The 13,472-nt window shown below is 72.9% G+C and carries 15 protein-coding genes; 11 read left to right on the forward strand and 4 right to left on the reverse strand.

The genetic code is table 11. The features are described from left to right. Positions 1 to 31 precede the first annotated feature (31 nt). Both GQ466_RS24800 and GQ466_RS24805 read right to left on the reverse strand, forming a co-directional pair. Positions 32 to 517, reverse strand: coding sequence for a hypothetical protein (locus GQ466_RS24800; RefSeq protein ID WP_202421056.1), 486 nt, complete (start codon positions 515 to 517; stop codon positions 32 to 34). Positions 518 to 835: 318 nt separating this feature from the next. Continuing rightward, a complete protein-coding gene (locus tag GQ466_RS24805) occupies positions 836 to 1,618 on the reverse strand; it encodes an ATP-binding cassette domain-containing protein (RefSeq protein ID WP_237418329.1) in 783 nt (260 codons plus the stop codon). Between the two features lie 44 nt (positions 1,619 to 1,662). Between GQ466_RS24805 and GQ466_RS24810 the strand changes: the two genes are divergently transcribed. After that, entirely contained in the window at positions 1,663 to 2,400 is a 738-nt protein-coding gene (locus GQ466_RS24810) for a VOC family protein (protein WP_161105429.1), read from the forward strand. Positions 2,401 to 2,512: 112 nt separating this feature from the next. On the opposite strand, the gene GQ466_RS32480 is transcribed toward GQ466_RS24810, so the two are convergent. Then, a complete protein-coding gene (locus GQ466_RS32480; protein WP_272918092.1) occupies positions 2,513 to 2,644 on the reverse strand; it encodes a hypothetical protein in 132 nt (43 codons plus the stop codon). Positions 2,645 to 2,759: 115 nt separating this feature from the next. After that, the gene (locus tag GQ466_RS24815; RefSeq protein WP_161105430.1) at positions 2,760 to 3,470 is read right to left on the reverse strand and encodes a helix-turn-helix domain-containing protein; all 711 of its coding nucleotides are present in this window, start codon (positions 3,468 to 3,470) and stop codon (positions 2,760 to 2,762) included. Positions 3,471 to 3,694: 224 nt separating this feature from the next. Here GQ466_RS24815 and GQ466_RS24820 point away from each other — a divergent pair, with 224 nt between their 5' ends. The 10 genes from GQ466_RS24820 (at position 3,695) to GQ466_RS24865 (ending at position 13,396) form a co-directional block, all read left to right on the forward strand. Beyond that, positions 3,695 to 4,357 (forward strand): DUF4097 family beta strand repeat-containing protein, encoded by a 663-nt coding sequence (locus GQ466_RS24820; protein ID WP_161105431.1) that lies wholly within the window; start codon positions 3,695 to 3,697, stop codon positions 4,355 to 4,357. Between the two features lie 10 nt (positions 4,358 to 4,367). After that, entirely contained in the window at positions 4,368 to 5,303 is a 936-nt protein-coding gene (locus GQ466_RS24825; protein ID WP_161105432.1) for an ATP-binding cassette domain-containing protein, read from the forward strand. After that, a complete protein-coding gene (locus tag GQ466_RS24830; protein WP_161105433.1) occupies positions 5,300 to 6,073 on the forward strand; it encodes an ABC transporter permease in 774 nt (257 codons plus the stop codon). Before GQ466_RS24825 ends, GQ466_RS24830 begins: the two co-directional genes overlap by 4 nt. Positions 6,074 to 6,122: 49 nt before the next feature. Further along, positions 6,123 to 6,428 (forward strand): hypothetical protein, encoded by a 306-nt coding sequence (locus tag GQ466_RS24835; RefSeq protein WP_161105434.1) that lies wholly within the window; start codon positions 6,123 to 6,125, stop codon positions 6,426 to 6,428. Between the two features lie 69 nt (positions 6,429 to 6,497). Next, the gene (locus GQ466_RS24840; protein ID WP_161105435.1) at positions 6,498 to 7,688 is read left to right on the forward strand and encodes an NAD(P)/FAD-dependent oxidoreductase; all 1,191 of its coding nucleotides are present in this window, start codon (positions 6,498 to 6,500) and stop codon (positions 7,686 to 7,688) included. Positions 7,689 to 7,713: 25 nt separating this feature from the next. Next, positions 7,714 to 8,598, forward strand: coding sequence for an RNA polymerase sigma-70 factor (locus GQ466_RS24845; protein WP_161105436.1), 885 nt, complete (start codon positions 7,714 to 7,716; stop codon positions 8,596 to 8,598). Between the two features lie 212 nt (positions 8,599 to 8,810). Beyond that, complete coding sequence (gene rox / locus GQ466_RS24850) at positions 8,811 to 10,235, forward strand: rifampin monooxygenase (RefSeq protein WP_161105437.1); 1,425 nt, start codon at positions 8,811 to 8,813, stop codon at positions 10,233 to 10,235. 157 nt (positions 10,236 to 10,392) lie between these two features. Next, the gene (locus tag GQ466_RS24855) at positions 10,393 to 11,793 is read left to right on the forward strand and encodes an MFS transporter (RefSeq protein WP_202421057.1); all 1,401 of its coding nucleotides are present in this window, start codon (positions 10,393 to 10,395) and stop codon (positions 11,791 to 11,793) included. 47 nt (positions 11,794 to 11,840) lie between these two features. After that, a complete protein-coding gene (locus GQ466_RS24860) occupies positions 11,841 to 12,164 on the forward strand; it encodes a YciI family protein (protein ID WP_161105438.1) in 324 nt (107 codons plus the stop codon). Then, entirely contained in the window at positions 12,161 to 13,396 is a 1,236-nt protein-coding gene (locus GQ466_RS24865) for a DUF6596 domain-containing protein (protein ID WP_161105439.1), read from the forward strand. The genes GQ466_RS24860 and GQ466_RS24865 overlap by 4 nt, the downstream gene beginning before the upstream one ends. The last annotated feature ends 76 nt before the right edge of the window (positions 13,397 to 13,472 follow it).

Consider the following 13,472-nt stretch of genomic DNA (forward strand, 5'->3'; position numbering starts at 1 on the left):
CCGCGCGACGCCCGGCCCTTCACTCCGGGCCTCATTTGGGGTGGGGGCTCGCCGGAGTGTCCGCGTTCCAGGAGGTCGGTAGCGGCTCGTCGCAAATTGCGCAGACGTAGTGGTCGTCTTTCACGACGTTGAACTGGCTGCAGCTTTCGCAGCGCCGGAAGATGAACGGCACCGTGAAGCGGCCCGGATGATCGAGGGCGGCGGCGTCGAGGGCGGACTGCACCGCCGCGTAGAAATGCGGCTCGGGGCAGTAGCCGGTCGACTGGTTGCTGATCTCGCTCACCCGCCAGCCGGTGCCGTCCGGCTCGAAGGTGATCTCACCAGCGCTGAGTACCGGGGCGCCGCCCGCGCAGACGACGTGCTCGCTACGCCGCGGAGCCAAGCGCAGGGTCGTGGACTGGTCGATTACAAACGTGAACGGTTCTCTGCGGTCACTGGCGTCCTGCCGGGCGAGCCATTCAGTGAGATCGGCGGGCGAGGTGATCGGATGGCCCGCGACCTGCGACGAGATCGGCACGCGAACCTCTTCGGGGCCGACGTACGGATAGTGGCGGCGCGCGCGCCGATGCCCAAGGCTGCGGCGCAAGCTGATTTGAGCCGGCCAAGCTCTCGAGGCCATCGCTTCGATCAGGAGGCGGGGCAAGGGAAGGCCCCGGACGCGCGAAGGATGCACGCGCACAGGCTCCCACGATCAGTACCGTCATGAGGCGGTTGGGGCCTAGCAGGGTCAGGCGTTGCGGACGCGAAGTTTCGTCCTGGGTCGTGTCGGCCGACCACCGTTACCGCTGGTCCTCCCAGCGCTGCGGCTGGCGGTCAGCCCCTTCGCAGCACGAGTTCAGGCGGTTGGTTGGAAGAAGCCTCGGATGTAGGGGTCGTCGAGGGCGGCCAGGGACGTGAGGTCGCCGGTGGTGACGATTTTTCCGGCGCGCATGAGGGCCACGTGGTCGGTTATTTCGGTGGCGGCGAGCATCGGGACGTCGTGGGTGATCACCAGGACGGCGGCTCCGGTGTCGGCGTAGCGGCGGAGGGCGGCCCAGACGGTGTAGGCGGCCTCGGTGTCGAGGGAGGCCGTCGGTTCGTCCGCGATGAGGACGCGGGGGCGCGGCAGGAGGGCGGCGGCCAGTGCGGCGCGCTGGATCTGGCCGCCCGAGTGCTGCTTCGGGTAGAGGTCGGCCATCTCGGTCGGGTAGCCGGTGGCCGCGCAGGCCCGGGCGACGGTCCAGCGTCCGTGGCGTTCTTCCAGGTCGCGCAGCTGTGCGCCGACGGTCGACTCGGGGTCGAAGGCCGTGATGCCCGCCTGGGGGAGCCGCCCGACGGTGCCGTCGCGCAGGCGTTGCCAGTCGCGCTGGCCCTTCACCGGCGTGCCGTCGATGAGCACCTGTCCCTTGGTGCGGGCGGACGCGGGGAGCGAGCCGGTGAGCGCCGCCGCGGCCATGGACTTGCCGCAGCCGGACTCGCCGAGCAGGGCGGTGATCTTCCCGTCCGGGACGACGAGGTCGACGCCGTCCAGGACCGTGTCCTTCCACCGGCGCGTCGAGACGCGGACGGTCAGCTCACGTAGTTCGGCAGGCATCGGGGCGTTCCGTTTCTGGAAGGGGACGCCGTCAGCGTACGACATGTCGGAGATCTCCCTAGTGCGTCACGCTGCGTAAGATCGGGCGCATGGCGACACGGCTTGTGCAGATCGCGATGGATGCTCGTGACGACGCCGCCCTCGGACGGTTCTGGGCGGACGCGCTGGGCTGGAAGCTGTCCAGCGAGGGCCCCGGCGTCACCAACCTGGAGCCGCCGGGGTTCGACTATCCCGATCCCGCCGCGCTGTTCATCGACCTCGTCGCCGTCCCGGAGCCGAAGACGGTGAAGAACCGCGTCCACCTCGACCTCGCCACGACCTCGGCGGCCCACCAGGCCGAGCTGGTCGCGCGCCTGCGGGATCTCGGTGCGACGCCCGCCGACATCGGGCAGGGCGACGTCCCGTGGACCGTCCTCGCCGATCCCGAGGGCAACGAGTTCTGCGTCCTGGAGCCCCGGCCGCTCTACGCGGACACCGGGCCGATCGCCGCCGTCGTGGCCGACTGCGCGGACCCCCGGGCCGTCGCCCGGTTCTGGGACGCGGCGCTGGATTGGACGCTGCACGAGGTCACCGACGACCTCGCCCGGCTGCGGTCGTCCGCGGGCGTCGGCCCGTACCTGGAACTCGTCCGGACGCCGGACGTGAAGACCGTGAAGAACCGCGTCCACCTCGACCTCCGGCCGTACGCCGGCGACGACCAGGCGGCGGAGGCGGCGCGGCTGCGGGCGCTCGGTGCGACCGACGTCGATCTCGGCCAGGGCGACGTCCCGTGGACGGTGCTCGCCGACCCCGAGGGCAACGAGTTCTGCATCCTCGCCCCGCGCTGACGGCGGTTCACGCGCGAAGCAGCCGCCGTCCGCGTGGGAGCTCCGGGCCCGTCCGTTGCCAGCGCGGCGGCAGACTTATAGGCGAGGCCGCGAGCCGGGCGATGAGCCCCAGCTAGAGCAGCGGGTGCCGTGCCGCGCTCGTCCGGGCGGCGGTCGTCCGGAACAGCGCCTCGACGTCCTCGCCGCCGGGAGCCTGCGCGAGGACGTCCTGATGCTCATGCGGGAGATCGACGCGCGCGTCCACCTGGCCGGGTACCACCGGGGGACCGCCGACAGGGACGTGCGCGACAGCCTGACGGCGTTCGCGCCCGTGCCCGACCGCGTTCGGGAGGAGAGCGCGGACACGGTGTTCCTCCGGTCTACTCCCGCGTGTGGAGGACCTCGCGGGCCTGCTCGGCGGCGCGGGTGATGCTCTCGCTGATGAAGTCCAGGAAGCGGGCGACGTTCTCCAGCCGCGCGGCGGCCGGGGTGCCGGGGCCGAGGACGCCGACGCCCTGCCGCGCCGCCGCGACGAACCGCGCGTTGTCCCGGGCACTGCGGATCATCGACTGGTACCAGAGGTCGTCGTCCACGACGTAGCGCTCGCGGCGGCGGTCGTCGCGCTCGCGGCGGACGAGTTCCATGCCCTCCAGGAACGCGACCGCCTTGGAGACCGACGCCGGGCTCACCTGGAGCCGCCGGACGAGTTCGGACGCGGTCAGGCTGCCCGCGTCGGTGGTGTAGAGGCAGGCCAGCACGCGCGCCATCATCTTCGGCAGGCCGCTCTGCATGAGGACGGCGGCGAGGTCCTCCTCGTAGGCGCGGACGGCCTGGGCGTCGCGACCGTCCGTCCGCGCGGCGTCCCGCCCGGGCGCGGGCGCGGCGGGCCGGGCGCGCCGGCCGCGCCGCTGGGCGGCGTGGTGGGCCAGGTCGGCGCGGTAGCCGGCGGGGCCGCCGTTGCGCATCACCTCGCGGGTGATCGTGGAGGTCGGCCGGTCCAGGCGGCGGGCGATCTCCGCGTAGGCGAGCCCGTCGGCCAGCCCCAGCGCGATCTGCTGGCGGTCCTTCTGCGTGAGCCTGCCTCCGGGCACCGCGTCCTCCTTCGTCTCGGTGACACCCGACGATAGCGTTCACTCGCGCTCAACGCAACGAATCGACGGCACATCTGTTGCGTTACCCGCCAGAACGTTGCAACGAAATGATGCTTCTGACATGCAGATACGCAACTACAATGCAACATTGATGTTGCCAGAACAGGGAACGCAACGTAGCTTTTCCGTTGTCGGAAACAACCGGTCCGCAAGGGAGAAGCACGATGCAGAAGTTCGACACCCCCGCCCCGATCACCGTCGTCCTGGACGTCCCCGCCGGGCGCATCCGGCTCATCGCCGCCGACCGCGCCGACACCACGGTCGAGGTTCGGCCCGCCGCCGAAGGGAAGGGCCGCGACGCCAAGGCCGCCGAGCAGACCGCGGTCACCTGCGCCGATGGCGTCCTGCGGATCGAGGCCCCGGCCGGCAAGCAGCTCCTCGGCGCGTCCGGCGCGGTGGAGGTGACGGTCCAGCTGCCCGCCGGGTCCCGCGTCGAGGGCACGTCGGCCGGGGCCGAGCTGCGGGCCGTCGGCCGCCTCGGCGACCTCGCGTTCACCGGCGTCCACGGCCGGGCGAAGGTCGACGAGGCCGCGGACGTCCGCCTCACCGCCCTCGACGCCGACGTCGAGATCGGCCGCCTCGGCGGCCCGGCGGAGATCACCACCGAGCGGGGCGCCATCCGGATCGCCGAGGCCGTGCGCGGGACGGTCGTCCTGCGCACCCGGTCCGGCGACATCTCGGTCGGCGCCGCCGCCGGCGTCTCGGCCGCCCTGGACGCCGGGACGGGCCACGGCCGCGTCAGCAACGCGCTCAAGAACGACGGCACCACCGAACTCGACATCCGCGCCACCACCGACCACGGCGACATCACCGCCCAGAGCCTCTGAGGAACGCCCCATGACGAACCTCGCCATCGCCGCGGACGGACTCCGCAAGTCCTACGGCGACAAGGTCGTGCTCGACGGCGTCGACCTGGCCGTCCCCGAAGGAACGGTCTTCGCCCTGCTCGGCCCGAACGGCGCCGGCAAGACCACCACCGTCCAGATCCTGTCCACCCTGGTCCCGGCCGACGGCGGCACCGTCAGCGTCGCCGGGCACGACCTGGCGCGCGACCCCGACGGCGTGCGCGGCGCGATCGGCGTCACCGGCCAGTACTCGGCGGTCGACAAGCTGCTGACCGGCGAGGAGAACCTGCGCCTCATGGCCGACCTGCACCACCTGCCGCGCCGGGAGGGCCGCCACCGGGCCGCCGCGCTGCTCGACCGCTTCGACCTGGCCGACGCGGCGCGCAAGCCGGCCGGGACGTACTCCGGCGGGATGCGGCGCCGCCTCGACCTCGCCATGACCCTGGTCGGCGACCCGCGGGTGATCTTCCTGGACGAGCCCACCACCGGCCTGGACCCGCGCAGCCGCCGCGCGATGTGGCGGATCGTCCGGGAACTGGTCGCCGACGGCGTCACGATCTTCCTGACCACCCAGTACCTGGAGGAGGCGGACGGCCTCGCCGACCGCATCGCGCTCCTCGACCACGGCCGGCTGATCGCCGAGGGCACGGCCGACGAGCTGAAGCGCCTCATCCCCGGCGGCCACGTCCGGCTCACCTTCGCCGACGCCGGCCTGCTCGACGCCGCGCACCGGATCGTCGGCGCCGGGGCCCCCGACCCCGACACGCTCACGCTGCGGGTGCCCGGCGACGGGGTGCGGGCGATCCGCGACCTGCTCGTCGCCCTGGACGCGCACGCGATCGACGTCGCCGCCCTGACCGTCCACACCCCCGACCTCGACGACGTCTTCCTCACCCTCACCGCCCCGCAGAAGGAGTCCGTCCGATGACCGCCCTCACCCTCGCCGCGCGCGACTCGTCCACGATGGTCCGGCGCCAGCTCAAGCGCCTGCTGCGCTACCCGTCGATGACGGTGCAGCTCGTGGTCACGCCGGTCATCGTGCTGATCCTGTTCGTCTACGTCCTCGGCGGAACGCTCGGCGCCGGGCTGGGCGGCGGGCGCGCAGCGTACGTCGACTACGTGGTCCCCGGGATCCTGCTCATGGCCGTCGCGACGGCCGCCACCGGGACGGCCGTCATGGTCGCCTCCGACATGTCCGAGGGCATCGTCGCCCGGTTCCGCACGATGCGGATCTCCCGGGGGTCGGTCCTCACCGGGCACGTCGTGGGCAGCGTCGTCCAGCAGCTCCTGGGAATGGCCGTGGTGATCGGCGTGGCGCTGGCGATCGGCTTCCGCCCGAACGCGGCGCCGCTGGAATGGCTCGCCGCCGCCGGAATGCTCACCCTGTTCGTCGTGGCCGTCACCTGGCTGTCGGTCGCGCTCGGAATGAAGTCGCCGACGCCCGAGGCCGCGAGCAACGCGCCGATGCCGCTGATCCTGCTGCCCTTTCTCGGCAGCGGATTCGTCCCGACCGACTCCATGCCGACCGCCCTGCGGTGGTTCGCCGAGTACCAGCCGTTCACGCCGGTCATGGAGACCGTCCGGGGCCTGCTGCTCGGCACCCCGATCGGCCACGACGCCGCCATCGCCGTGGCCTGGTGCGTCGGGATCGGCGCCGTCTCCTACCTCTGGGCCAGACGGACCTTCGACCGGGCATGAGGAAGCGAGGAAAGGGGGCCGCCGGCCCCCTTTCCTGCATCATGGGGCGATGGAATTCCCGGAGTGGCGGCGCACCGGCGACCCGCGTTTTCCCGCCGCGGCCAACATCGACGGATGCTGGCTCGTGCTGCGGATCAACGGATTCCCCGACCATCCGCTGTGGACGCCCTTCATGGACGGCGTCGCCCGCCCGGACCTGGCGGAGACGTTCCCCGGCGAAGGCCGTCCGCTGTCCGCGCCGCCGCTGGACGCCGACCTCGCCGAACAGGTCCTGGCGAACGTCCGCCCCTTCGCGGTCTACGGCAGCGAGAACGGCGAGCCCTGCGACGATCCGGTGTGCTGTCCGGTGATCTGAGTCACAAACCGTCACGCCGCCGGGCGGCGCGGTGTCTTCAGGGCGAACCACCTGGAGACGGAGGACATCATGACCGGAACCACCCACGTCGTCGTCATCGGCGGAGGCTACGCGGGCGTCATGGCGGCGAACCGGCTGACGCGGCGCGACGACGTCGCCGTCACGCTCATCAACCCCCGGCCCGACTTCGTGGAGCGCATCCGCCTCCACCAGCTCGCCGCCGGCACCCACGACGCGGTCGTCGAGTACCGGAAGGTCCTCGCCGGGCGCGTCCGCCTGACCGTCGACACCGTGACCGCCATCGACGTCCCCGGACGCCGCGTGACCTGCGCGTCGGGCGACACCGTCGGCTACGACTACCTCATCTACGCGGCGGGCAGCGCCGCCGGCGAGGCGCGCGTGCCCGGCGCGGCCGAGCACGCCCACCCGGTCACGACGCTGGAGGAGGCGCGGCGGCTGCGGGACGTCCTGGCGGCCGTGCCCGCCGAGGCCGCCGTGACGGTCGTGGGCGGCGGCCCGACCGGCATCGAGACCGCCGCCGAGCTGGCCGAGCGGGGCCGCGCCGTCACGCTCGTCTGCGGCGGCGCGCTCGGCCCCTACCTGCACGCGCGGGGCCGCCGCTCGGTCGCCGGACGGCTCGCGGCGCTCGGCGTGACCGTCCTCGCCGGCCCCGGCACGCGCGTGACGGAGGTGACGCGCGACGCCGTCCGCCTCGCCGACGGCAGCGAACTGCCGAGCGCGGTGACCGTCTGGACCGCCGGGTTCGGCGTCCCGGACCTGGCCGCGCGCAGCGGGCTGAGCACCGACGTCCTCGGCCGGCTGCGCACCGACGAGACGCTGACGAGCCTGGACGACGTCCGGATCGTCGCGGCCGGGGACGCGGCGGCGCCCTCGGACCTGCCGCTGCGGATGAGCTGCCAGGCCGCCACCCGCATCGGCGCGCACGCCGCCGACACCGTGCTGAACCGGATCGCGGGGGAGCGGCCCGCCCCGCTCGACCTCGGCTTCTTCGGCCAGTGCATCAGCCTCGGCCGGCGCTTCGGGATCTTCCAGTTCGCGCACCGGGACGACACCGCGACCCGCTTCCACCTCGCCGGGCGTCCGGGCGGGCGGTTGAAGGAGTTCGTGTGCGTCCAGACCGTCGAGCACCTGGCGAAGGAGGCCCGCAAGCCCGGCTCGCTGAAGTGGGTCAAGGACGCCTCGCGCCGCGCCCGCCTCGACGCCCGCCGCGCCCCGGCCGCCCCCGAGCGCGTGGCCTAACCTCGAGCCGACGAAAGGACGGGACATGAGCGACGCGGCGACCGAAACGTTCGTCACCTACCGCAACCTGCTGTTCACCGTGGCCTACGAGATGCTCGGCTCGGCGGCCGACGCGGAGGACGTGCTGCAGGAGACGTGGCTGCGGTGGGTGCGCGTGGACCGGGACGAGGTGCGCGACGAGCGCGCCTACCTGGTGCGGATCGCGACCCGGCAGGCGCTCAACCGGCTGCGCGCGCTGCAGCGGCGCAAGGAGTCCTACGTCGGCCCGTGGCTGCCCGAGCCGCTGCTCACCGCGCCGGACGTCGCCGAGGACGCCGAACTGGCCGAGAGCATGTCGATGGCGCTGATGGTCGTGCTGGAGGCGCTGTCGCCGACCGAGCGGGCGGTGTTCGTGCTGCGGGAGGCGTTCGACCTCGGATACGACGAGATCGCGGCGGCCGTCGGGAAGACCCCGGCGGCCTGCCGCCAGATCGCGCTGCGCGCCCGCCGCCACGTCGAGGAGCGGCGGCCCCGCGCGGCGGTGTCCTCGGGGGCGGCGCGGGAGGCGGTGGACGCGTTCCGCCGCGCGTTCGAGAACGGCGATCCGCAGGGGGCGCTGGACGTGCTCGCGCCGCAGGTCGTCCTGGTGAGCGACGGCGGCGGCGTCAAGAAGGCCGCGGCGCGTCCGGTCACGGGGGCGGACAAGGTCGTCCGGATGCTGTTCGGGCGGATGGCCAAGCTCGCGGGGACGCTCGCGATCGAGCCGACGGTCGTCAACGGCAGCCCGGCGCTGCTCGTGCTCCTGGACGGCGAGCTGGACGGCGTCCTCGCGGTTCGCGTCGAGGACGCCTCGATCACCGGGCTGTACTACGTCCGCAATCCGGAGAAGCTGACCCGCGTCCAGACCGAGACGCCGCTCGCCCTGCGCTGAAACCGCGGCCCGCGCCGGGGAAAAGGAAAAGGCAAGGAGGTCACTCCTTGCCACTACTAACGTATAACACACCCCGGGGCTTGCGGCAAGACCCCTGGCGTGCTGCACAATCTCCGGCCGGGGCCGATCCGCGCGGGGGAATCGGGGGATTCACGTCTTCGGACCGCGCCCGGATTCCGGCCGGAAGAGCACTCACCAGGGGATGGCGATTCATGTACGACGTGATCATCGTCGGCGCCGGGCCGACCGGCCTGATGCTGGCCGGCGAGCTGCGGCTGCACGACGCGCGGGTGCTCGTGCTCGACAAGGAGGCGGAGCCGACCAAGGTCGTCCGGTCGCTCGGCCTGCACGTCCGCAGCATCGAGGTGATGGACCAGCGCGGTCTGCTGGAGCGTTTCCTCGAAAAGGGCCGCAAATTCCAGTACGGCGGCTATTTCGCCGGGATCGACCGGCCGTGGCCGGAGAAGATGGACACCGCGCACTCCTATGTCCTCGGGATCCCGCAGCCCATCATCGACCGTCTGCTCGCCGAGCACGCCGTCGAGGTCGGCGCCGAGATCCGGCGCGGCAGGGAGCTGACCGGGCTGAGCCAGGACGACGAGGGCGTCACAGCCGAGCTGGCCGACGGCACGCGGCTGCGGGCGCGCTACCTCGTCGGCTGCGACGGGGGCCGCAGCACGGTCCGCAAGCTGCTCGGCGTCGGGTTCCCCGGCGAGGCCGCGCGGTCGGAGTGGCTGCTCGGCGAGGTGGAGGTCGGCGAGGACCCGCAGACCATCGCGCGGATCGTCGGGGAGGTCCGCAAGAAGCACCACGTCTTCGGCGTCGGGCCGATCGGGGACGCGTTCCGCGTCGTCGTCCCGGCGGCGGAGGTGTCGGAGGGCCGCGCCGCGCCGCCGACCCTGGACGAGGTCCGCGAGCGCGTCCGGGTGTTCGCCGGGACGGACTTCGGCATCCACTCGCCGCGCTGGCTGTCGCGGTTCGGGGACGCGACGCGGCTCGCCGAGCGCTACCGGGTCGGCCGCGTCCTGCTGGCCGGGGACGCGGCGCACGTCCATCCGCCGCTGGGCGGGCAGGGGCTGAACCTCGGCGTCCAGGACGCGTTCAACCTCGGCTGGAAGCTCGCCGCCGAACTCGGGGGCCGGGCGCCGGACGGCCTGCTGGACACCTACGAGGCCGAGCGCCGTCCGGTGGCCGCCGACGTGCTGAACAACACGCGGGCGCAGTCGGCGGTGATGTCCCCCGAGCCGGGCCCGCAGGCGCTGCGGCGGCTGCTGGCGGAGGTGATGGAGGAGTTCGAGGAGGTCAACCGGTACCTCATCGAGAAGATCGTGGGGATCGGGATCCGGTACGACTTCGGTTCGGGGCATCCGCTGCTCGGGCGGCGGCTACGGGACGTGCCGTTGAAGCGCGGACGCCTCTACGAGCTGATGCGCGAGGGCCGGGGCCTGCTGCTCGACCAGACCGGGCGCCTCTCGGCCGACGGCTGGTCGGACCGCGTGGACGTCGTCGCCGATGTCAGCGAGGAGCTGGACGCGCCCGCCGTCCTGCTGCGTCCGGACGGCCACGTCGCGTGGGTCGGCGACGACCAGGCCGACCTGGCGGCGCACCTTCCGACCTGGTTCGGGCCCGCCGCCTGAGTTCGTCCGGCCCCGCCCCCTGTCGCGGGGCGGGGCCGGACTTTTTCTGAAAAGTTCGGGCGGTGGTGTCGGGTCGGGGCGGGGGCGTTCGTAGCAGGGGTGAGGGCGCCCACGAGGGGCCGCCCCGGACCGCAGGGAAACCACCATGATGACGACCATGACCGCGGCGCCCGCCCGTGCCGCGTCCGCCCGGTCGATGTGGGCGATCCTGGCGCTGGTGCTGCTCGCCGACGCCCTGGACGTGATCGACGCGACCGTCACCAACATCGCCGCGCCGACCATCGCGGCGGATCTGCACGGCGGGCCCGGCCTGATCAAGTGGCTGGGCACGGCCTACATGCTGGCGATGGGCGTGCTGCTCATGGTCGGCGGACGGCTGGGCGACAAGTACGGGCAGCGCAGGCTCTTCCTGATCGGGATGGCCGGGTTCACGGCCGCGTCGGCGGTGGCGGGCCTGGCTCCCGGACCGGCGCCGCTGCTCGCGGCCCGGGCGGCGCAGGGGGCCTTCGGCGCGCTGCTGATCCCGCAGGGGATGGGGATCATGACGAGGACGTTCCCGCGTCCGATGCTCACCCGGGCGTTCGGGCTGTTCGGGCCGCTGCTGGGCGTGGCCACGATCGGCGGCCCGGCGCTGGCCGGGCTGATCATCAGCGCGGACCTGTTCGGGTTGTCGTGGCGCCCGGTCTTCCTGGTCAACGTGGTGCTCGGCGTGGCCGGGCTCGCGGTGGCCGTCCGGATCCTCCCGTCCGACGCCGGCGACCGGTCCACGGTCGTCGACGGGTGGGGCTCGGTCCTGCTCGCGGGCGCGATGTTCGGCCTGCTGTACGGGCTGATCGAGGGGGCCGGGGACGGGTGGGGTTTTGTCCCGGTCGCGTCGGTCGGCGTCGGCGCGGTGTTCTTCGCCGCGTTCGCCCGTCGGCAGTCGACGGCGTCCGATCCGCTGCTCAAGCCGTCGCTGCTGCGCAACCGAGGCTTCACGTCCGGCCTGGTCGTCGGGCTCACCGTCTTCGCCGCGACGATCGGGCTGGTCTACGTGCTGTCGCTGTTCCTCCAGGAGGGCCTGCACGCCTCACCGCGCGCGGCGGCGCTGACGCTGCTGCCGCTGACGGTCGGCGTCATCGGCTCGGCGTTCGCCGCGATGGGCGGGCTGGTCGCCCGGCTCGGCCGCACTCTGGTCTTCGCGGGGCTGGCGGTCATCCTGGCGGGGTGCGGCTGGGTGCTCGCCCTGGTCGCCGCGTCGGGCACCGGCGTCGGCCCGTGGACGCTCACGCCGGCGTTCTTCGTGGTCGGCGTCGGGATGGGCTGCTGCTACAGCACGATCTTCGACGTCGCGCTCGGCGACATCGACCCCGGCGAGGCCGGGAGCGCGAGCGGATCGCTCAGCTCGATCCAGCAGCTCGCGTCCGGAATAGGATCGGCGGCGGTGACCTCGATCTTCTTCCAGGGCTCGGCGGGGGGCCCGGACCACGCCATGACGACCAGCCTGCTCGCCGTCATGGGGCTGCTCGCCCTGAGCGTCCCGCTCGTCGCCCTGATGCCCCGCAAGGCCGCGTCATGACCGGCGCCGCCGACACTGTTCTGCACACCATGGGAGGTGACCGCGCGATGCGGTATCTGGTTTCGGTGATCGACGACAAGGACAATCCCGGCAGCGCGGACCGGGTGCCCGCGATCGGCGAGTTCAACAAGCGGCTGATGGCCGAGGGCCACTGGGTGTTCGCGGGCGGGCTCGCCGCCACCGACGCGGCCACCGTCGTCGACAACCGGGGCGAGCAGGCGGTGTTCAGCGACGGGCCGTTCCTGGAGTCCAAGGAGTACCTCGCCGGAGTCTGGGTGTGGGAGGCCCCGGACCTGGACGTGGCGCTCGCCCTCGCCGCCGAGGCGTCGCGGATCTGCGACCGCAAGCTCGAAGTGCGACCGTTCCTGTGACCGACGCCCACGCGGCGGTCGCCCGCGCCCACCGTGACGAGTGGGCGCGGGTCGTCGCCGGCCTGACCCGGCGCTTCGGCGATCTGGACGTCGCCGAGGAGGCCGCCGCCGAGGCGTTCGCGACGGCCGTCCAGCGGTGGCCGTCCGACGGCGTGCCGCCCAACCCGGGCGCCTGGCTGACGACGACCGCCAACCGCAAGGCCATCGACCGGATCCGCCGGGAGAGCAAGCGCGACGACAAGCACAAGGAGGCGCGGACGGTGTTCGACGACGACCCGCCCGCGCCGGTCGGCGCGATCGACGACGACCGGCTCCGGCTGATCTTCACCTGCTGCCATCCGGCGCTGGCGATGCAGACCCGCGTGGCGCTGACGCTGCGGATGCTCGGCGGGCTGACCGTCCCGGAGATCGCCCGCGCGTTCCTGGTGCAGGAGACCGCGATGGAGCGGCGGATCACCCGCGCGAAGGCGAAGATCAAGGCGGCGGGCATCCCGTACCGGGTGCCGTCCGCCGCGGACCTTCCGGGACGGCTGTCCGGGGTGCTCGCCGTCCTGTTCCTGGTGTTCAACGAGGGCTACCTGGCGACCGGCCCCGGCACCGACCCCGTCCGCCAGGACCTGACCGCCGAGGCGATCCGCCTCACCCGCCTGATCCGCGCGCTCCTGCCGGACGACGGCGAGGTCGCCGGGCTGCTGGCGCTGATGCTGCTCACCGAGGCCCGCCGCACCGCCCGCGTCTCGGCCGACGGCGAACTGGTCCCGCTGGCCGAGCAGGACCGCGGCTCCTGGGACGCGACACTGATCGCCGAGGGACACCGCCTGGTCCGCGAACGCCTCGCCGCAGCCGCCGCCGGAACCGCGCCGGGCCGCTACCAGATCCTCGCGGCGATCAACGCGGTGCACACGTCCGCCCGCGACATCCGCGACACCGACTGGTCGCAGGTCGTCGCCCTCTACGACCAGCTCGTCCGCCTCGACCCGTCACCGATCGTCGCCCTGAACCGCGCGATCGCAGTCGCCGAACTGGACGGCCCCGACGTGGCCCTGGCTTCCATCAACACCCTCGCCGAAAAACTCGCCGACTACCACGCCTACCACGCCACCCGCGCCGACCTACTACGCAGACTGGGCCGCAGCCAACAATCCCGCGAGGCCTACGACAAGGCCATAGCCCTGGCCGGCAACACCGCCGAGACCGCCTACCTGACCCGCCGCCGCAACCAACTCCACTAACCCCACCCGCGCCCCACAAATGCCCTGCTCACGCCCCACCCACTCCAAAGCCCGGCCACCCTAGAGCGCACCCACC

It is taken from the genome of Actinomadura rayongensis, assembly GCF_009831215.1.
GTDB lineage: Bacteria > Actinomycetota > Actinomycetes > Streptosporangiales > Streptosporangiaceae > Spirillospora > Spirillospora rayongensis.

Excerpts from the sequence above, each read along its gene's own strand:
- GQ466_RS24840 (WP_161105435.1), top strand. The coding sequence starts at position 6,498 with ATGACCGGAACCACCCACGTCGTCGTCATCGGCGGAGGCTACGCGGGC.
- GQ466_RS24825 (WP_161105432.1), top strand. The coding sequence starts at position 4,368 with ATGACGAACCTCGCCATCGCCGCGGACGGACTCCGCAAGTCCTACGGC.
- GQ466_RS24810 (WP_161105429.1), top strand. The coding sequence starts at position 1,663 with ATGGCGACACGGCTTGTGCAGATCGCGATGGATGCTCGTGACGACGCC.
- GQ466_RS24835 (WP_161105434.1), top strand. The coding sequence starts at position 6,123 with ATGGAATTCCCGGAGTGGCGGCGCACCGGCGACCCGCGTTTTCCCGCC.
- GQ466_RS24860 (WP_161105438.1), top strand. The coding sequence starts at position 11,841 with ATGCGGTATCTGGTTTCGGTGATCGACGACAAGGACAATCCCGGCAGC.
- GQ466_RS24820 (WP_161105431.1), top strand. The coding sequence starts at position 3,695 with ATGCAGAAGTTCGACACCCCCGCCCCGATCACCGTCGTCCTGGACGTC.
- GQ466_RS24830 (WP_161105433.1), top strand. The coding sequence starts at position 5,300 with ATGACCGCCCTCACCCTCGCCGCGCGCGACTCGTCCACGATGGTCCGG.
- rox (WP_161105437.1), top strand. The coding sequence starts at position 8,811 with ATGTACGACGTGATCATCGTCGGCGCCGGGCCGACCGGCCTGATGCTG.
- GQ466_RS24855 (WP_202421057.1), top strand. The coding sequence starts at position 10,393 with ATGACCGCGGCGCCCGCCCGTGCCGCGTCCGCCCGGTCGATGTGGGCG.
- GQ466_RS24845 (WP_161105436.1), top strand. The coding sequence starts at position 7,714 with ATGAGCGACGCGGCGACCGAAACGTTCGTCACCTACCGCAACCTGCTG.
- GQ466_RS24805 (WP_237418329.1), bottom strand. The coding sequence starts at position 1,618 with ATGTCGTACGCTGACGGCGTCCCCTTCCAGAAACGGAACGCCCCGATG.